Below are 19,632 nucleotides of genomic sequence, written 5' to 3' on the forward strand. Positions count from 1 at the left end.
GCGCGCCCCGGGAGTAGAATGGGGTTGTAGCATGGTCTGCATTGCGACCACGATTGAAGCGAACAACGGGGGTTCCCGCTCATGCGGAAGTTTCTGAGCAAGATCTTCGGTGACTCAAACGAGCGCGCGCTCAAAGAGCTCAGCGCCGATGTTGCCGAGATCAACGAGCTAGAACCGGAGTTTGAGCGACTCAGCAACGAGCAACTTCGAGCCAAGACCGAGGAGTTCCGCGAGCGGCTGAGCGCCGGCGAGACCCTGGACGATCTGCTGCCGGAGGCATTTGCCGCGGTGCGTGAGGCGGCCAAGCGGACGCTGGGGCAGCGTCACTACGATGTCCAGCTCATGGCCGGCATCGTCCTCCACCAGGGCAAGATCGCCGAGATGAAGACCGGCGAGGGTAAGACGCTGGTCGCCACGCTCCCGTTGTACCTGAACGCGCTCACGGGCAAGGGCGCGCATTTGGTCACGCCCAACGACTACCTGTCGCGGGTGGGCGGCGGTTGGATGGGGCCGATCTATCACCTGCTCGGCGTCTCGGTCGGCGTGATCACACACGAGGCCGCCGCGATCTACGATCCGGAGTACACCTCGCCCGAGCCCAGCCCGGACGACCGGCTCAACCACTGGCGGCCGGTCTCACGTCGCGAGGCGTATCTGGCCGATATCACTTACGGGACGAACCACGAGTTCGGCTTCGACTACCTGCGGGACAACCTGGTTATCTCGGCCGACGATCAGGTGCAGCGGCCGCTGCACTACGCTATCGTGGATGAGGTCGACAACATCCTCATCGACGAGGCGCGCACTCCGCTGATCATTTCCGGCCAGTCGCAGGACACGCCGGACCGCTACTACCAGTTCGCCAAGATCGTGCGGCAGCTCCGTGAGGGGGTCCACTACGAGGTCAACTTCAAGGACCGCACGGTGACCCTGACTGATGCCGGTATCGACAAGGTCGAGCGGCTGCTCGGCATCCCGGAGGGCCAGAGCCTCTACGACGACCGTTACTATGAGTACACCGCGTACCTGGAGCAGGCGCTGAAGGCGCAGGCGCTCTTCCAGCGTGACCGCGACTACATCGTCCGCGACGGCGAGGTCATCATCGTCGATGAATTCACCGGCCGGATGATGCTCGGCCGCCGCTACAGCGAGGGTCTCCACCAGGCGATCGAGGCCAAGGAGGGTGTCCGCGTCCAGCGCGAGACGGTCACTCAGGCCACGATCACCTTCCAGAACTACTTCCGCATGTACGAGAAGCTGGCTGGGATGACCGGCACGGCGGCGACGGAGGCGGAAGAGTTCGCCACGATCTACAACCTCGATGTGGTGGTCATTCCGACCCACCGCCCGATGATCCGCATCGACTACCCGGATCAGGTGTACCGGACCGAGGAGGCCAAGTTCCGCGCGGTCGTGCGCGAGATCCAGGAGATGCACGCGATCGGTCGGCCGGTCCTGGTCGGTACGACCTCGATCGAGAAGAGCGAGCGCCTCTCGAACATGTTGAAGCGGGTGGGGATCAAGCACGAGGTCCTCAACGCCAAGCACCACGAGCGGGAGGCCGCGATCGTGGCGCAGGCCGGGCAGCGCGGCGCGGTGACGATCGCGACGAACATGGCCGGTCGCGGCACCGACATCATCCTCGGCCCGGGCGTGAAAGAACTCGGCGGGCTACACATTATCGGCACCGAGCGGCACGAGGCGCGCCGGATCGACAACCAGTTGCGCGGTCGTGCCGGACGCCAGGGCGATCCCGGCTCCAGCCGCTTCTTCCTGTCGCTCGAGGACGACCTGCTGCGGCGGGTTGGCTCCGACCGGGTCACCGGACTGATGGAGAAGCTCGGCATCGAAGACGACATGCCGATCGAGCACCCGCTCATCACCAAGACCATCGAGAGCGCCCAGACCAAGGTCGAGGGGTACAACTTCGACCTGCGGAAGCACCTCGTTGAGTACGACGACGTGATGAACCGCCACCGCGAGGTCATCTACGCCATGCGGGGGCGGATCATCCGGGGTGAGAACCTGAAGGAGCAGGTGCTCGACATCATCGGCCGTCAGATCGAGGTGCTCGTCAGCGCCCACTGGCCGGATGACCGTCACGCCGAGCCGGACTACGAGGGGATCATCAATTCGTTCCGCGGCATCGTCGGGCCGCACGTGGAGATCTCGGTCCGCGACCTGGAGGACCGCCCGCGGGACGAGGTCATCGAACTGCTCACCGAGAAGGCCGAGGAAGAGTACGAGCTGCGGGAGAAGCAGAACGGCCCCGAGGTCCAGCGCACTATCGAGCGGCTGGTGATGCTCCAGGTGATTGACCGGCTCTGGGTCGAGCACCTGACGACGATGGACGACATGCGGCAGAGCATCGGCCTTCAGGCCTACGCGCAGCGCGACCCGCTGGTCGAGTACAAGACGCAGGGCTTCCACATGTTCGAGGCGCTGCTGCAGAACATTGAGTACGACGTGGCGCACCTGGTGTACCAGGCGCGCTTGCAGCCCGCACTGCTGCGGCCGGTGATGCAGCCCGGCGTCACAAACCAGCCGACCGACGGCGGCGCGCAGCCGCGGCGAGTCAAGGAGAAGGTCGGCCGCAACGACCCGTGCCCGTGTGGCAGCGGCAAGAAGTACAAGAACTGCCACGGCGCGCCGGAAGCCGTCCGTCGCGCCGCCGCGGCGCGGGGCTAGCGCAGGCAACCAGGACAAGCAGCGAATCGCGGCGGGGAAACCCCCGCCGCGATTTGTGTTTATTCGGCGCGTCCCCATAGCCTGTCTCGGGAACCGGACCTCACTGTTCACGACCATGCGGTCAGTCTGCTTCGAGCGCACTACACTCCGTGCCCAGGTGCTGCCTGCCGTCGATAGCGCCCGTTGACCGGTCGGGAATATCGCCGCTACACTGCCTGCCGGATCAGAAATCTCATACGCACGTCGTCGCTCCTCGTGGCACTTGTCGGGTTTGAACCGGGGCTGAGCGCGTCGCCGCTCGGCGGTGGACCGGGTCACCGAAGTGCTCTACCATGGATCCACCGGACGCGACTGACACAGATCACGGGAGGGACGCGGATGCTGGGGCCGACGTTGACGGTCAACGCTGTTTTCGACCGAGCGGCGCGGATGTTCCCGAATCAGGCGATCGTGGAGCGCGTCGATGACGGGAGCGTCCGCTACACCACGTACCGCGACACTCTGGGGCGGGCCGCGCAACTGGCGGCGGGGCTGCGGCGCGCCGGGTTACGCCAGGGGGATCGGGTTGCGACCCTGTTGTGGAACCGCACTGCTCACCTCGAGGCGTACTACGCCATCCCGGCGGTTGGCGGGGTTATCCATACGCTGAATCTGCGGCTGAACCCGCCCGACCTCGCGCAGATCGTGAACCACGCCGAGGACCGGTTCCTGATCGTGGACGCGTCGCTCCTCCCCGTGTTCGAGGCCTTCCGCGACGGCGTCCGGCTGGAGCGGGTGTTCGTCGTCGGGGAGCCGCCCGACGGCGCGGGCTACGAGCGATACGACGGTCTGCTCACCGCCGGGAGTGCCGATATCGGCCGAGAACGGATGGCTCCCGACACGCCCGCGTTCCTCTGCTACACCTCGGGCACGACGGGCCGGCCGAAGGGCGTGCTCTGGACGCACGGCCAGCTTGCGATGGCCTCCCTGGCGCTGACGTCGACCATCTCGTTCGCCATCAGCCGCGACGACTGCATCCTGATGTCGGTGCCGATGTTCCACGTCGCCGGTTGGGCGCTGCCGTATGCGGCACTGCTGGTTGGCTCGCGCGTCGTGATGCCGGGTCCGCGACCTCAGGCGCGGGACATGCTCGACCTCATGTCCGGCGAGCAAGCGACCTTCGCTGCCGGCGTCCCGACCGTCTGGCACGACATCGCGAACTTGATGGAGGCGAAGCCGGGGCACTGGTCCTTGTCGCCGCGGCTGCGGGCCGTCCTCGGTGGCAGCGCGGCGCCCGAGGCGCTGCTGCGACGGCTGGAGCGGCTTGGTATGACGGCCATCCACGGGTGGGGCATGACCGAGGTGCTGCTTGGATTCCAGGCACATGTCAAGCTCGATCAGTTCCCGCCAGAGGAGCGCTACACCTGGCTTGCGAAGCAGGGACTGCCGGCTCCCTTCGTCGAAGCACGCGTCGTCGGCGAGGACGGCCAGGAGGCGCCGTGGGACGGGAAGAGCGTCGGCGAGTTGCAAGTCCGCGGTCCCTGGATCGCGACGAGCTACTACCTGGGGGAGAGTGCCGAATCGTTCCACGACGGCTGGCTGGCGACGGGCGACGTGGCGGTCATCGACGAAGAGGGCTACATCAAGATCGTGGACCGGGCGAAGGATCTGATCAAGTCGGGCGGCGAATGGATCAGCTCGCTCGAGCTTGAAGCGGCCCTGGTGGCTCACCCCGCCGTCGAGGAAGCGGCGGTGATCGGCGTGCCGCACGAGCGGTGGCAGGAGCGGCCGGTCGCGCTCGTGGTCCTGCGGCAGGGGCAGCAGGCGACTGCCGAGGAGCTGCGTGCATTTCTGGCGGAGCGATTCGTCAAGTGGTGGCTGCCGGACAAGATCATCTTTGTGGACGAGCTCGCCAAGACGTCGACCGGGAAGCTCGCGAAGGCGGAGCTCCGCGCACGGTATCGAGATCAGGTGTGGGAGGAGGAGGCGTGATTCGTCGAGTCGGGATCGTCGGTGCCGGATCGATGGGTGGTGCGATCGCGGGGGTGGTCGCATCGGCCGGTCTCGAGGTCGTACTGCTCGATGTACGTGGCGACGACGAGCCGAACGCACCCGCGCGGCGTGGACTGGAACGCGCGGTGGCCAACCGGGCGTTCCTGGATCCGGACGCCGTGGAGCGCGTGACGGTAGGAAACACCGACGAGCACCTCTCACTGCTGGCAGACTGCGACTGGATCCTCGAGGCGATTGTTGAGGATCGGGAGGTCAAGCGGGCGTTCTTCCGGTCCCTGGTGGACGTCGTCCGTTCCGACGCGCTCATCACCACGAACACGTCCACCTTCGCGCTGGCGTCGCTCCTTCCCGACGAGGCGGCCTCCTGGCGCGAGCGCTTCTTCGCCACCCATTTCTTCAACCCGCCGCGCGCGCTGCTGCTGACCGAGGTCGCGTGCCTGCCGGAGGCCGACCGACCCCGCTTCGACTGGTTTGTCCGCTTCCTGGAGCGCCAGCTCGGCCGCCGCGCGCTTGTGGTCCGCGACAGCCCCGGCTTCGTTGCCAATCGGTTCGGCATCTACTCGCTGGTGCTCGCCATCCGGCTGACCGGCGAGCTCGGGCTGACCGTGGAGGAGGTCGATGCCCTGACCGGGCCGCTGCTCGGTCGGCCGCGCTCCGCGACGTTCCGCACCATCGACCTGACGGGCCTGGACATCCTGGTGCTGGGTACCGGGAGCTTGCAGGAGTCCACCGGCGACGACTACTCACTGCCGCCCTGGGTCAGGCGGCTGTTCGACGAAGGACACCTCGGGGACAAGACGGGCGGTGGATTCTTCCGTCGCGATGGTGACAACCAGCTCTCGCTCGATATCGAGACCGGCACCTATCGCCCGTATCGTGAGCCGGAGATCCCAGGCTTGGCGGAAGTGTTGAGCCAGCCCTTCCCCGAGCGGCTCAAGGCCGCGATCCGCCTGCCTGATCCGTACGGCTCCTACGTCCGCGCCCTGCTCGGAGGGACTTATCGCTACGTCCTCGACAAGACACCGGACGTCGCGGTGGACCTTCCGGCCGTCGACCGGGCGCTGGAGTGGGGCTTCGGCTGGGCGGCTGGTCCGTATCGCCAGATGAGCTCCCTCGGTCCCGACCTGGCCGCCGAGCTCGTCGCGAGCGCGGACCAGGGTGAGCCCCACCTGCTCGCGCGGGCACGGCGGCACGGTGGCTTCTATCCCGACGGGGGCGCGCTGGGCATCGCCAGCGACGCCGTCATTCCGCTCGATACCGTCTCGACTGCCGGGCGGGATCGACAGGCACGGGCCTGGGCGGAGCTGGAGCGGCGCGGGATCCACGATTTGGGCGACGGAGTGGTCGCCGTTCGTGTGCCGGCAATCGACCAGCTTCCGGAACTCATCGCCTCGGCAACCCGCGAGACGTGGCCGCAGGCGCTCGCGCTTGTCCCGCGCATGGAGGGCCTTGGCTATCCATACGGCCGGATGCTGGAGCTCGCCGAGTCGGGCGACTGGCACGGTGTCGAGGACGTCATCGCCGGGGTGCGGCGCGGGTTCCTGGCACTTGCTGAGTCCGGCTTGCCGATCGTCGTCGTGCTCGACGGGCAGGTGCGCGGGGCCGCGACGACCGTCGCGCTGTGGGCGGACCGGACGGTGGCCTACGTCACCAGCGTCCTCGGTTTCCCCGAGCTGGGAGCCGGGTTGCTGCCACTCGGCGCCGTGACCGGTCTGCTGGCTCGCGGGGACATGATTCCCGGGAACTCCGAAGGAGACGCCACTGCTGGGAATGGACGTCCCGCGCAGGACGTCGACGGCCTTCAGTGGTTCAGCACGGCGACGGCTACGTCGATCCTATCGGCGGCGCGGGCGCAGCGCCTGGGGGTGCTGGCGTCCGGCGATGTGGTCAGTCTGAACCGCGACGGTCTGCTGGACGTGGCTCGCGCGGTGGGCTCGACGCTGGCAAGCAGCGTCCGCGCGCGGCCGGTGAACCTCCCGGCGCTGGACGAGCGTGGTGTGGCGAGCCTCCGCGCACGTGTCGCGCAGATCGCCGAGCATGCCGGCCTCCCGAGCGCCATCGGAGAGGTCTGGGCGCAGGCTGTCACCAACGTCGCGGGCGGCATCCCCATCGCCGACGCGCTGGCGTACGAGGGAGAGGCGTGGGCGAAAGCGCTCCGCGACGGCGAGGTGCGCGCGCGGCTGCAAACGGTGGTGCGCGAGGCCACGGCACGTCGACGGTAGCACGGGCTCATGGAGCGGAAGCGAGTGATGGAGACGATCCTGACCGAGCGAACGGGTCACGTCCTCGTTCTTCGACTGAATCGGCCCGAGAAACTGAACGCGATCAATCCCCAGATGATGCGCGAGATTGCCGGCGCGCTGGAGAACGCACGTGCCGACGACGAGGTGCGTGTCGTGGTGCTGACCGGTAGCGAGCGAGCGTTCTCCGTCGGCGCCGACGTCGACGTCTTCGCGAACGTGACGTCCCGGGACTTGACGGGCGCAAGCTCGGATCGGCCGCAGTGGGCGACGATCTGGGGTTTCGACAAGCCGATAATCGCCGCCGTGTCGGGCTACGTCTTCGGTGGCGGCTTCGAGTTGGCGCTCGCGTGTGACCTCATCGTGGCGTCGGAGACGGCCCGCTTTGCCAGCCCGGAAATTCGCCTCGGGCTGATCCCCGGCGCAGGCGGAACCCAGCACTTGGCCCGGCGGTTGAGCAAGCCGCTCGCGATGGAGCTGGTGTTGACCGGCCGAGAGGTCTCCGCCGACGAGGCGCTGCGTCTGGGACTGGTGAACCGCGTCGTTCCGGTGGACCGGTACGTCGATGAGGCGATGGCCCTTGCGAACGAGATCGCCGGCTACTCGCCCGCGGCGACGCGGGCCGCCAAGGCAGCGGTCAAGCTCGGTCGGGAAATGCCCTGGGACGCCGGGGTGGCGTTCGAGCGCGAGCACTTCCTGCGCGTCTTCGAGACGGAAGAGGCTCAGGGCGCGATCCGGTCGTTCCTCGAACGACGCCAGCGGCGATCGTCCTGACCGCGGAGCGGATTGCGCGTGGGGAGGGCCACGGCAAAAAGCGGACTATCCATGAGATCGCCGACAGCCCCTCTGCCGATGGGCTGGCCCTCCTCCGCGGCCATGTGAACGACCGGACGGAATCCGCCCGCCCCAGTAGATTCTCAGCGCATTCGTGGGAACCTACTGGGGCCGGTGCCTGATCGATCGGACCAGACACGTTCGGCACTCCCAAGGGCTCGCGGCAGCGGAGTGGGCCACGCCGCCGGGTCAGTCGCGAAGCTCGGGGTGGGCAGCGTCGAGGTAGGCCAGCATTGCGTGACCACCCAGGAGCGCCGGAACCATGTCGCACAGCGCTTCCGCTGCCTGCCGGGCGGCGTCGTCGGTGATCCCGGCGAAAGCGTCGATGGGGTACAGCAGGTCGGTCGTCTCCGGGCTCACCAGGCCGGTGCGGCTCTGCCGCCAGACCCAGCGGCGCGTCCGGATATCGGTGCCGTGGGCGTAGACGATCTCGCCCTGGTCGGGTGTCTCGTCCGGCGCGTCCCCCATCGGGCGGAACACGTCGTCCGGCCCGGCAAGCCGGACGGTGATTCCGTCGGGTGCGGTGCCGAGGTCGTGCGCGCCGATGGGGACGAGGTAGGTGAGGGATGCGGCGTTGCCCAGGTCGACGGCTGGGTTGATGCTCGGGATGCTTCCGGTCTTCACCACGCGACGCACGAGGGCCTCGATGGAGCTGAGGTATTTGCTCGGAGTCCAGCCGCGGGCGCCGAAGACGTCGCGCCAGACCGCGATCTCCGGCGCCGACTTGGGATCGCGGCCGTCGAAGCTCTCGCGGACCGCGGCCGTCGCCTCCGCCAGCCGCGCGGCTGCCGCCGCGGCGCCGCGGCGGTTGTCGATCCCGCGCACGACCACGGCGTAGAACCGGGCCGTGGGGACCAGGTTGAAGATTTCGGGGTCGATGCGGAAGACCGGTGCAGCCACGCTAGACCTCCTGGACGGTGTCCTCGGTCGCCGCCGTCTGCTGTTGCTGCTGTTGGGCACGGACCGCGCTGAGGAACTGGTAGACGGCTGTCTGCAACGCGGACTCCGGCAGGGCGCCTACGTGGATATTGACGAGCTGGCCCTGCCAGAAGAACGCCAGGGTCGGGATCCCTTGCACCCGGTACCGCATCGCCAGCGACGGCTCCTGGTCGACATTCACCTTCACGAACCGCACCAGACCGCGGTACTGCTCGGCGAGCCGTTCGAAGACCGGCGCCATCATCTTGCAGGGGCCGCACCAGGGTGCCCAGAAGTCGACGACGACCGGGATGTCCGCCTGCAGGACCTGGGCGTCGAACGTAGCCGTCGTGACCTCGATGACCGCGTTCTTCGCCGCTTCCTCCGCCGCCTTGGCCGCGGCCCGCTCTTCCTTGCGCTTGGCCAGCGCCTCGGCGGCTTCGGCCTCGGTCATCTCGCCAAGGGTACGCGCCTTGAGGACCTCAAACTCGTCCGGGTCCGGGGTGTAGCGGATCGCGTAGCGGTCGCAGAAGTTGACGCAGGGACCGGGGCAGGTGCCGCAGAGGGTGCTGTCGATGACCACCTGCTCGGTGGCGGCATCGAAGAAGAACGCCTGCTCCGGGCAGCGCCGGGCCGGGAAGCATCCGGCGAAGTTTCGATCACAGACGCTGGGATCGATTACGGCAGGCATCGAGTTGCGTGCTCCTTTCGTCACCCAAGCAGTGTCATACGTCATGCGTCATACGTCATACGTGATGCGTGTTGCGTATTCCGTGTTGCGTTCCCCTCACCCCCGACCCCTCTCCCACAAGGGGAGAGGGGAGGAACACACAATACGCAAAACGCGTCACGTATGACGCATGACGTATGACGTGTGACGCATCACGCATCACGCCGACGCGATGACCGGATTTGCTGCGGCGAGGTGCTCGTAGACCCCGAGCACTGCCGAGGTGATCGTCTGCCACGAGAAGTGGACGGCCGCCTGACGTGCACCGACCTGCATGCGGGATCGCAGATCGTGGTCGATCAGCACGCGGCGCAGGGCCGCGGCCAGCGCGGCGGGGTCGGAGTGCGGGACGAGCAGGCCGGAGATGTCGTCCTCGATGGTGAACCGCAACCCGCCGACGCGGGAGGCCACGATCGGGGTGCCGCAGGCCATCGCCTCGACGGCCACCAGCCCGAACGACTCGTAGCGCGAAGGGACGGCGCAGACATCCACCGCGTTGTAGTAGAGCGGCAGCCGCTCGCGGGGCTGGGCGCCGTGAAAGAGGACGTAGTCCGAGAGGCCGAGCGCTTCGGCCCGGGCGGCCAGCCGTTGCAGGTCGGCGTCCATCGTCGAGCCGTGGTCGTCGATCTGGATCAACCCGCCGACGAAGACGAGCCTGGGCGCTGGTCCCTCCCACTCATGGTCGTGGACGAGGCGCCGGAAGGCGTCGAAGAGGGTGTCGATCCCCTTCACCGGGTCGATGCGGCCGACGAAGAGGACGAGGGGACCATCCGGCAGGCCGAGACGGTGACGCGCGGCGTAGCCGTCCGCGGGGCGGAACCGCTCCAGGTCGACGCCCGGCGGAACGGTGTGGATGCGTGCCGGGTCCGCGCCGAGCCGGTGGATCATCTCTTCGCGCTCATCGGGGTTGGCCGAGATGATGGCATCGGCCAGGTCCACGAGACGGCGCTCCACCTGGAGACGGAGGGTGGTTTCGCGGTGCTCATCTTGAGCCACGGCGTTCTTCAGGTGGGCCAGCGTGTGGAACATCAAGACGAGCGGCGCGTCGATGTAGCGGCGAAGCAGGTGGCCGGCCCAGCCTGACAGCCAATAGTGGGCGTGGATGGCGTCGTAGCGGAGCCCCTCGCTGATGGCGAGGTAGGCGACGTCGCTCGCGAACTCCGGGAGATAGCAGAACAAGGAGTCCTTGTCGATTGGGTGAGGCGGGCCAGCCTCCACCTGGATCAGGCGCATACCCTCCATGATGGGCGTGATCTGCGGGGAGAGTCGATCCGTGCGCCGGGTATAGATGTCGACGGCAACGCCTCGTTCGACGAGGTGCCGGCTCAGCTCCCGCACGTAGACGTTCATGCCGCCCGCGTCTCGCCCGCCGAACATGGCGAAGGGAGACGTGTGGACCGAGATCATCGCAACCCGCTCCACGTGCGGAGGCACGAAGAGCGGTGATGTGATTTGCTGTGCGCTTTGCACCCGCGTGTACTACCTTCCCCCGGCCCCACTTGACCCATGATGCTGGCCGACCTGGCCGCCCGGACCCACGTCATAAATCCCGGACAGCTTCGCAGTGCCGTCCTCGCGCGCTCCCACGCTGCGGCGTGTCATCACCGCAGAGCGACCCGAGCCTCGTAAGTCGGCACTGCTAGCATACAACGTCGCGACAAGTCGGCGCATTCCCGCCCCGGTGTGGACCGGTGGGGCGCTTAGGACGCGCCCTGGGCGGGAGGTCAATGGGTCGAACGAGTGCAGGCGGTTCACATGTGGTGGGTGAGCGGTACGAGCGTGTGCCTGGGGCTGATGGAGTGTGCCGAATTCGAGGGGTGTATGGGGGCTGCGCGTGCCCGGTGGTACTGGAGTTTGACGAGTTCGTTGGATGTTCGCTGCTCGGCGCGTGCGCGGGGCTGAAGCCGCCGGGCTGACAAGGAAAGCCGGCTCATGCCGGCTGGAGCGACGCAGGACTGGCGCCTCGGCATGATGGACTCCGCCGCTCGGCACGGTCCACGACGCGGGGATCCTCACGCCACCAACCCCCGGGCACGGGCCGCGCCCGTACACTCCAACACCTCGTCAAACTGGGCCACCCCCTGGGCGCGTGCCCCCGCACGGGGATCCGTTCACGACCCATCGCGGAGACGGTCGGGGTCGCACGAGACCGTTGAGGCGGGCTCGGGACGAAGCGGCAGGCAGACGGGAGGATGTCGGCAATTGCGGGGGAAGCCGCGCATCTCTCGGCACGGATTTGCCTGTGGGTAGCCCCGCTGTTTGTGTGGCGGATGTCTCAGCGCGTTGAGCCGGCATCGGTTGTCAGCCGCCGGGAACCGGGTGGCGAGGATGTCGGGGAGGCATCCGGGCGCTCCGGCTCCCGACGGTCGCAGCTCGACACTTATGCGAGGTCGGGCTGGATGACCCCGTAGAGCCCGTCACGGCGACGGTAGAGCACGTTGATCTCAGCCAGATCGGGGTTGAAGAAGACGAAGAAGTCGTGGCCGAGGAGCTCCATCTGTTCGATGGCCTCTTCCTCGCTCATCGGCTGAATCTTGAAGCGCTTGCGCCGCACCAGCAGTTCGGTCGGGGTCTCTTCTTCGTCAGCGACGTCGAGGCCGTCAAGCGTGCCGGCTGGGAGCAACTCACCGGCTTCGGCTGCCATCTGGGCCTGGCGGCGGCGGTAGAAGACGCGCTTGTCACGGAAACGGCGGATCTGTCGCTCCATGCGCTCGATGGCGAGGTCGATGGCGACGTGGATGTCGCGGTTCTTCTCCTCGGTGCGGAGGATGGCGTCCTTGGTGGCGATCGTGAACTGGGCCACCATCTGCTCACCGCCGGTGCGGTTCCGCTCCGAGCGGATCTCGAACTTGGCGTCGGTCACTTTCTGGTCGATCTTGTCGAGGCGTTGCAGGCGGGTTTGGATATATTCCTGGAGGGCGTCGGTGAGGCGTAGGTTCCGGGATTTGATCTGGACGTCCACGGCGGCCTCCTTCGCGGTTCCGCTCGAGCCGTTGGCCGGTGCAGCAGGTCCTGCTCCACCGGCCTGATGCACGGCGCCCGCGGAGGGACTCGAACCCCCGACCACAGGGCTTAGGACGCCCCGGCTCTATCCGCTGAGCTACGCGGGCACGGCCACGCCGCGACGCGGACTACATTGTAAGTTTACCCGCTTGCAGCCGTCCTTTCCAGCGGGGGCCACGCTGCCGTTCCCGTCACAGGTGCCCCTCAACTCCGCCACTTGACACCTGCTCTGACACGCTACTAGAATGGGCACTATTCGCGGAACGCGCATGTCACTGCCTCGTTTTCGCATGCTTCTTCAGCACAAGCTGGCTGTCTGGTGGAATGCGGTTCGTGCGACGCAGATCGGGTAGATGGGCTGTGTGAGGAGGTGGACCCACGCTCGAAGCGATCGAACCGCTGCTTGCACCGCCCGGGCGCGAGTATCGGGTGTGCCTCCAGCGAGCATCGTGGCGTCGAACTAGCTGAGGAGGAGATCGTTCCATGCGTAGCCGCGACGTCGACGAGTTGTTTGCGGAGATCCGGGCCGGTCGACTCAATCGCCGCGAGGTGCTCAGGCGTGGTGCCGCACTCGGTCTTGGCGCGCCGGTGCTGGCGTCGCTCCTTGCCGCTTGCGGAGGCGGGGGCGGGGGTACGAGCGAAACGGCGGTGCCCACCACCGGTGGAGGTGCGGCCCAGCAGACCCCGAGCGGGAGCCCTGGTACCGCACCGGCCGGCCAGCGTGGGCAGGGTGGCCTGCTGAAGCTCCTTTGGTGGCAAGCTCCGACGATCCTCAACCCTCATCTGGCGCAGGGCACGAAGGACTTCGATGCCGCCGCGGTGGTGCTTGAGCCGCTGGCTGACATCGACATCAACGCCCAGTTGGTGCCCAAGCTGGCTGCCGAGATCCCCAGTCTCGAGAACGGGGGTGTCGCGGAAGATGGGCTGAGCGTGACCTGGCGGCTCAAGGAAGGGGTCGTCTGGTCGGACGGCGAGCCGTTCACCTCCGCCGACGTGAAGTTCACGTACGACTACGTCATCAACGAGCAAACGACCGCAACCACGGTGAGCTACTACCGGGGTATCGAGTCGATCGAGACCCCCGACGACTACACGGTGGTGATCCACTTCACCGATCCGACGCCGGGCTGGTTCAACGTCTTCGTCGGCCCCTATGGGATGATCCTTCCGGAACACGTTCTTCGCGACTACGTCGGGGAAGAGGCGCGAAACGCTCCGTTCAACCTGATGCCGATCGGCACCGGGCCCTTCAAGGTCGACGAATTCCGCCCGGGCGACGTCGTCCTCTACTCCGTGAACGACAACTACCGCGAGGAGGGGAAGCCATTCTTCGCTCAGGTGGAGTTGAAGGGTGGCGGCGACGCGACCAGCGCGGCCCGCGCCGCGATCCAGACAGGCGAAGTGGACTTTGCCTGGAACCTGCAAGTGCAGGAGCAGGTGCTGGCGTCGCTGGAGGCGGAAGGCGAGGGTATCGCGTCGGTGACGCCCGGCAACAGCGTCGAGCGAATCTTGGTCAACCTGTCCGACCCACGGACCGAGGTCAACGGTGAGCGCTCCCACCTGGGCACGCCCCACCCGTGGCAGTCGGACCTTGCCGTGCGCCAGGCGTACGCGCTGGCCGTGCAGCGGGACGTGATCGCCGAGCAGCTCTACGGGCGCGGTGGGGAAGCGACCCCCAACGTCCTCGTCGCGCCGCCGAAGTTCGTCTCCCAGAACACGTCGTGGCGGTTTGACCTGGAGGAAGCCGGACGCCTGCTCGACGAGGCGGGATGGGTACGGGGACCGGACGGCATCCGCGCTAAGGACGGCGTCCGGATGGAGATCGTCTACCAGACGACGGTGAACCCGGTGCGTCAGCAGACACAGGAGATCGTCAAGGCTGCGTTCGAGCAGCTTGGCATCTCCGTGCAGCTCAAGTCGATCGAGTCGGGCGTCTTCTTCTCGTCCGAAGCCGGCAATCCGGATACCGCAGCGCACTTCTACGCCGACCTGGAGATGTTCACCAACAACCCCAGTTCGCCGTATCCCCTCGATTACATGGCGTCGTGGTGGGGTGACCCGAGCAACATCGCCCAGAAGGACAACAACTGGTCCGGCAACAATTACGAGCGCTGGCAGAACGACGAGTACGACCAGCTCTACCAGCAGGCCAACACCGAGCTTGACGAACAGCGCCAGGTCGAGCTCATCACGCGTATGAATGAACTCGTCGTCACCGACGTGGCGTCTATCCCGCTGGTCCAGCGCAACAACGTTCAGGGGCAGGCCAAGAATCTGTCCGGTCTGGAACTGTCACCCTGGACGTCGAACTTGTGGAACATCGCGAACTGGGTGCGCACCGAGGGGTGAGCGAGCGGTTCCGGCAGCAGCGATCGGCTCCGGTTCGCCCGGCCGGGCGGAGCGATCGCGGGCCACGTAGTGCGCGTCCCGGCCAACCCGTGGCGACCCCGTCGTACGCGCTCGACGAAACTGAACCGGCATGTGAGTAGACGAGAAGCCCGTAATCCGCTATCCTGAACAGCGACGTTTTCAGTGGAACCTGTTCTACGGTCTGTGCTTGGTGCCGATGTGGCCCGGCCGCGTAGAAATTGACGATTAATGCGGTGTCCAGGGCGTCGGCCTGTGTGGCTGGGTTGAGCCGCTGAGCGGCGGTTCCTGTGGCAAGAGGGCGGAGCAGGAGAAGCAAGCTCGATGACGAGGTACATTATTCGCCGGCTTATTATCGCGGTCCCGACCCTGATCGCGATCAGTATGGTGGTGTTCACGATCCTGGCGTTGGCGCCGGGTGACCCCTTGTCGGAGTTCGCCAACAACCCCGCCGTCCCACCCCAAGTGCGGCAGAACATCCGAAAGAATCTGGGGCTCGATGATCCCATCCCGGTGCGCTACGCGAAGTGGTTCCGTCAGGTCGTGCAGGGTGATTTCGGCTACTCATTCCGCAGTCGCTCGCCGGTGCTCGATCTGATCAAGATGCGGCTGCCGACAACCCTGTATGTGATCGGGACGGCTTACCTGATCTCGGTCCTCGTCGCGATCCCGATCGGCGTACTGTCGGCGGTGAAGCAGTACTCCATCTTCGACAACGTGGCGACCACCATCGCCTTCATCGGCTTCTCGCTCCCCACGTTCTTCACCGGCTTGCTGCTGATCATCATCTTCAGCGTGAAGCTCGGCTGGTTACCGTCCATTTATCGCTCGACTATCAACACGCCAGGCCTTCTCGGCGTATGGGAACGCATTGAACAGGCCATCATGCCGATCGCGGTGCTGGCCCTCTTCGAGGCGGCGTCGCTGATGCGCTACGTGCGCGCCTCGATGCTGGAGACGATTCACCTGGACTACGTGCGGACCGCGCGGGCGAAGGGGCTGCCGGGGCGGGCAGTCATCACGCGACATGCGATGCGGAACGCCCTGATCCCGGTCGTGACCATCATCGCGCTGGGCGTGCCGGCCGTGTTCACCGGCGCGGTCGTGACCGAGCAGATCTTCCGGGTGCCGGGGATCGGTTCACTGTTGATTACCGCGATTTACGACAGTGACACGCCGGTGGTGATGGCGATCACGTTCATCTTCGCCGTGCTGATCGTCGTATTCAACCTGATCGCAGACGTTATCTACGGGGTCCTCGACCCGCGGATCAAGTACTCATAGGCGCGGTGCGCCGCTTCGAGGAGGCAGAGAGCAATGTCTGAGGTTACGGAGTCCAGCGTGCAGGCGTCAACCAGGGCCGACACGCTCGCAGAGGTGGGGGCGCTGGCGGCGAAGAAGCCGCGTTCACTCTGGAGTAACGCCTGGCGACAGTACCGTCGCCACAAGCTGGCGCTCGCCGGCACCTTCGTCCTCTTCTTCTTCATCGTGGCCACGATTGTGGGGCCGATGCTGTGGGACCAGAGCCCCACCGCCATCGACGTGGTCAACGCGATGCAGGGGCCGTCGTTGCAACACCCCATGGGGACCGACACCCTGGGCCACGACGTCTTCGCACGCATCCTGTGGGGCGGACGGGTGTCGATCTCGGTGGGGGTCGTGGCGATGCTTGTGTCGATCTTCCTCGGCACGCTCATCGGGGCGATCTCCGGCTACTTCGGGCGCTTCATTGACTCGACGCTGATGCGCCTGACGGACCTCTTCCTGGCGCTGCCGACCCTCCCGCTTCTGCTGCTGGTGATTTACCTCTTCCGGGACCCGATGCAGAAGACGTTCGGGATCCTCATCGGGATGTTCATCCTGATCGTGGGCATCATTGGTGTCCTGTCGTGGATGCCGGTCGCGCGGTTGGTGCGCGCGGAGTTCCTGTCGCTCAAGGAGAAGGAATTCATCGAGGCCGCGCGCTGTATGGGGGCGGGAACCGCCAGCATCATCTTCCGGCATATCCTGCCCAACGCGCTTAGCCCGGTGATCGTGGCGGCGACGCTGGGCGTCGGCTCGGCGATCATCACCGAGTCGACCCTCTCCTTCCTCGGTCTGGGCTTCCCGCCGGACACGCCGACGTGGGGCCGGCTGCTCTACGAGGGGCAGGAGTATATCCAGATCGCGCCCTACCTCGTGCTCTTCCCCGGGTTGGTCATCTTCCTCTCGGTCCTCAGCATCAACTACATCGGGGACGGGCTGCGCGACGCGATCGATCCCCAGCACACGCTCTAGCCGCACGGGACGCGGTACAATGGTATCGAGCGCGGCACAGGCGTTCCGCCTGTGCCGTCGCTCTGTAAGCACGGGGGAGCGAGAGGGGACTGCGAGGTGCACCTGCGCTGCGTAGACTGCGGGGAAACGTACCCGGCTGACCGGTTGGTCACGCGCTGCCAGTGCGGTGGTCTGCTCGACGTCGTCATCGAGCGCACCGGCCCGCTGGACCGCTCGGCCTTCGATCGCCGCCTGACGGCGCTCACCGGGTTCGACCACAGCGGCGTTTGGCGCTACCGCGAACTCTTGCCACCCCTCCCTGACGCGGCCATCGTCACCAAACCCGAAGGGAACACGAACCTGTACGAGGTCCCCGGCCTGGCGGCGTGGGCGGGCGTCGCGCGCCTGGTGCTGAAGCACGAGGGCGAGAACCCGACCGGCTCATTCAAGGACCGGGGCATGACCGTCGCCACCAGTCACGCGCTGTGGGTGGGTGCACAGATCGTGGCCTGCGCCTCGACCGGGAACACGTCGGCTTCGGTGGCGGCGTACGCCGCGGCGGCCGGGCTGCCCGCCATCGTTTTCATCCCCGAGGGGAAGATCTCCGCGGCAAAGCTCGGCCAGACGATCGCCTACGGCGCCCGCATCGTGCAGATCCGGGGTAACTTCGATGCGGCGATGGCGCTGGTGCAGGAGGCGGCGCAGCGCTACGGCATCTACCTCCTCAACTCGATCAACCCCTTCCGGTTGGAGGGGCAGAAGACGATCGTCTTCGAGCTGCTGCATCAGATGGGCTGGGAGACGCCCGATTGGATCGTCCTCCCGGGTGGGAACCTGGGCAACACGTCCGCGATCGGCAAGGCACTGACCGAGTTGCACGAGGCCGGGGTGATCGGGCGGCTGCCGCGCGTGGCGGTGATCCAGGCCGCCGGCGCGGCGCCGTTCTACCAGGCGTACCGCGCGGGTTTCCGGGAGTACCATCCGGTGACGCCCGAGACGGTGGCGACGGCCATCCGCATCGGCGACCCGGTCAGCTACGCCAAGGCGCGGCGCACCATCGAGGTCACGAACGGGGTCGTGGCGGCTGTGTCCGACGAGGCGATCATGGAGGCGAAGGCGCGGATCGACCGCGCGGGCATCGGCTGCGAGCCGGCGTCCGCGGCGACGCTTGCCGGACTGCGCCAGCTCGTGTCGGACGGGGTGATCCCGGTCGGCGCGAGTGTGGCTGGAATCCTGACCGGACACCTCATGAAGGACACGGACGCGGTCATGAACTACCACCTCGGGCCGGACGCCGCCCATCACTCGCTGGCCAATCCGCCGCAGGTGATCGACCCAACGCCGGCTGCGCTGGAGGAGATCCTGGGAGATGTCCTTTAGTGTCCGCGTTCCGGCCTCGTCGGCCAACCTCGGTCCCGGCTTCGACATCCTGGCGATCGCGGTCGGGCTGTACCTGGAGGTCGAGGTGGAGCCGGCCGAAGGGGAGCCGGTCGTCGTGGACGGCCCTGATCTCCGGGGTGGCGGCGACCTCGTCCTTGACGGCCTGCGCCGCGTTGCGTCGGCGGCGGGGCGGCCGTGCCCGGGCTGCCGGCTGTGGGTGCGAAGCGACATCCCGGTGGCGCGCGGCTTGGGCAGTTCGGCTGCGGCGCTCGTGGCCGGGATGGTGGCCGGCAACCGGCTGCTGGGCGACCCACTGGACCGCGAGGCGCTGCTGCGGCTCGCCTGCGAGGCGGAGGGCCACGGGGACAACGTCGCCGCGGCGCTCTTCGGGGGTGTGGCGCTGGCGGTGCCGACCGCGTCGGGATGGCTCTACCGTCCGCTGACGCTGGCGCAGCCGCTGCGAGCGGTCGTCTTCGTGCCGGAGCGGACTGCGCTCACGCGGGAAGCGCGTGCGGTGGTGCCCGAGTCGATGCCTCGTGCCGACGCCGTCGCCAACGCCGCGCGCTGCGCGCTGCTGGTCCTGGCGCTGGTGGAGGGACGCTTCGAGCACCTCGCCGAGGCGATGGACGATCGCCTGCACCAGCCGTACCGGGCGCGGATTTTCCCCTACCTCCCGCACCTGATCGCGGCTGCTCGCGCCGCGGGGGCCTATGGCGCAAGTCTGAGCGGCGCAGGGCCGTCCGTGCTCGCCCTGGCCGACCCCTCGGCCGCCGAGGCGGTGCGGATCGCCCTCGCGGCCGCCGCTGCCGAAAACGGCCTGGCCGGGGTCGCGCTTGACCTCCCGGTGGAGGCGGACGGGGCTCGGGTGTTAACCGCGACGCCTCAGTAGCGGTGGCCCCACGACACAATGCAGCGCCCAGAGTGCCCCTGCGGGCGTTCGGGGTTCCCGCCTTCTGGCGCACTCGATCCTTCGCGGGGCGGAGACTGTCACCACCCTGTCGCGCCCCATCCCGACCGGGCACGAGCCCACCGCCTCGTCCGGTGCGCTAGTCAATGGCCTCGCTGCGGTTGACCCACCATTCCTCTGGGTTCCACCAGAGGCCGGCGACGGGCCCGGGGTCGAGCCCCTGCACGTAGCGACGGCTGACGTCGATCTCCAGGTGGGCGTAGATCGGGATGAGCGGCACATCCTCGTGGACCTGCCGCTGCACGCGGTCGATCAGG

General features: G+C 67.2%; 13 protein-coding genes and 1 tRNA gene. 9 read left to right on the top strand and 5 right to left on the bottom strand.

The genetic code is table 11. The features are described 5' to 3' along the window. The first annotated feature begins 81 nt into the window (after window positions 1-81). The 4 genes from secA to IRZ30_RS03820 all read left to right on the top strand — a co-directional run bounded on the left by secA (window position 82) and on the right by IRZ30_RS03820 (window position 7,694). Window positions 82-2,688 (top strand): preprotein translocase subunit SecA, encoded by a 2,607-nt coding sequence (gene secA / locus IRZ30_RS03805; protein WP_294083100.1) that lies wholly within the window; start codon window positions 82-84, stop codon window positions 2,686-2,688. A gap of 378 nt (window positions 2,689-3,066) precedes the next feature. Next, window positions 3,067-4,659 carry a long-chain fatty acid--CoA ligase gene (locus tag IRZ30_RS03810; protein WP_294083101.1) on the top strand — a complete coding sequence of 531 codons (1,593 nt, stop codon included), beginning with the start codon at window positions 3,067-3,069 and terminating at the stop codon, window positions 4,657-4,659. Next, a complete protein-coding gene (locus IRZ30_RS03815) occupies window positions 4,656-6,902 on the top strand; it encodes a 3-hydroxyacyl-CoA dehydrogenase NAD-binding domain-containing protein (RefSeq protein ID WP_294083103.1) in 2,247 nt (748 codons plus the stop codon). Before IRZ30_RS03810 ends, IRZ30_RS03815 begins: the two co-directional genes overlap by 4 nt. Window positions 6,903-6,911: 9 nt before the next feature. After that, a complete protein-coding gene (locus tag IRZ30_RS03820) occupies window positions 6,912-7,694 on the top strand; it encodes an enoyl-CoA hydratase/isomerase family protein (protein WP_294083105.1) in 783 nt (260 codons plus the stop codon). Between the two features lie 249 nt (window positions 7,695-7,943). On the opposite strand, the gene IRZ30_RS03825 is transcribed toward IRZ30_RS03820, so the two are convergent. From IRZ30_RS03825 to IRZ30_RS03845, 5 genes are all read right to left on the bottom strand, one after another. Beyond that, window positions 7,944-8,654, bottom strand: coding sequence for a phenylalanine--tRNA ligase beta subunit-related protein (locus IRZ30_RS03825; RefSeq protein WP_294083107.1), 711 nt, complete (start codon window positions 8,652-8,654; stop codon window positions 7,944-7,946). Window position 8,655: 1 nt separating this feature from the next. After that, window positions 8,656-9,363 carry a thioredoxin gene (trxA, locus tag IRZ30_RS03830; protein WP_294083109.1) on the bottom strand — a complete coding sequence of 236 codons (708 nt, stop codon included), beginning with the start codon at window positions 9,361-9,363 and terminating at the stop codon, window positions 8,656-8,658. A gap of 198 nt (window positions 9,364-9,561) precedes the next feature. Further along, the gene (locus IRZ30_RS03835; RefSeq protein WP_294083111.1) at window positions 9,562-10,809 is read right to left on the bottom strand and encodes a glycosyltransferase; all 1,248 of its coding nucleotides are present in this window, start codon (window positions 10,807-10,809) and stop codon (window positions 9,562-9,564) included. Window positions 10,810-11,782: 973 nt separating this feature from the next. Continuing rightward, window positions 11,783-12,364 (bottom strand): ribosome-associated translation inhibitor RaiA, encoded by a 582-nt coding sequence (gene raiA / locus IRZ30_RS03840; protein ID WP_294083113.1) that lies wholly within the window; start codon window positions 12,362-12,364, stop codon window positions 11,783-11,785. A 74-nt stretch (window positions 12,365-12,438) separates the two neighbouring features. Beyond that, window positions 12,439-12,512: transfer RNA gene (locus IRZ30_RS03845), tRNA-Arg, on the bottom strand. 376 nt (window positions 12,513-12,888) lie between these two features. Here IRZ30_RS03845 and IRZ30_RS03850 point away from each other — a divergent pair. The 5 genes from IRZ30_RS03850 to thrB all read left to right on the top strand — a co-directional run bounded on the left by IRZ30_RS03850 (window position 12,889) and on the right by thrB (window position 19,297). Next, entirely contained in the window at window positions 12,889-14,754 is a 1,866-nt protein-coding gene (locus IRZ30_RS03850) for a peptide ABC transporter substrate-binding protein (protein ID WP_294083116.1), read from the top strand. A 342-nt stretch (window positions 14,755-15,096) separates the two neighbouring features. Continuing rightward, the gene (locus IRZ30_RS03855; protein WP_294083120.1) at window positions 15,097-16,056 is read left to right on the top strand and encodes an ABC transporter permease; all 960 of its coding nucleotides are present in this window, start codon (window positions 15,097-15,099) and stop codon (window positions 16,054-16,056) included. A gap of 33 nt (window positions 16,057-16,089) precedes the next feature. Beyond that, on the top strand, window positions 16,090-17,049 hold the full coding sequence (locus IRZ30_RS03860; RefSeq protein WP_294083121.1) for an ABC transporter permease: 960 nt from the start codon (window positions 16,090-16,092) through the stop codon (window positions 17,047-17,049). Window positions 17,050-17,145: 96 nt separating this feature from the next. Beyond that, window positions 17,146-18,408 (top strand): threonine synthase, encoded by a 1,263-nt coding sequence (gene thrC / locus IRZ30_RS03865; protein WP_294083123.1) that lies wholly within the window; start codon window positions 17,146-17,148, stop codon window positions 18,406-18,408. Next, a complete protein-coding gene (gene thrB / locus IRZ30_RS03870) occupies window positions 18,398-19,297 on the top strand; it encodes a homoserine kinase (protein WP_294083125.1) in 900 nt (299 codons plus the stop codon). Before thrC ends, thrB begins: the two co-directional genes overlap by 11 nt. Window positions 19,298-19,632 lie beyond the last annotated feature (335 nt).

It is taken from the genome of Sphaerobacter sp. (genome assembly GCF_019683595.1).
In the GTDB taxonomy this organism is placed as follows: Bacteria; Chloroflexota; Chloroflexia; order Thermomicrobiales; family Thermomicrobiaceae; genus Sphaerobacter.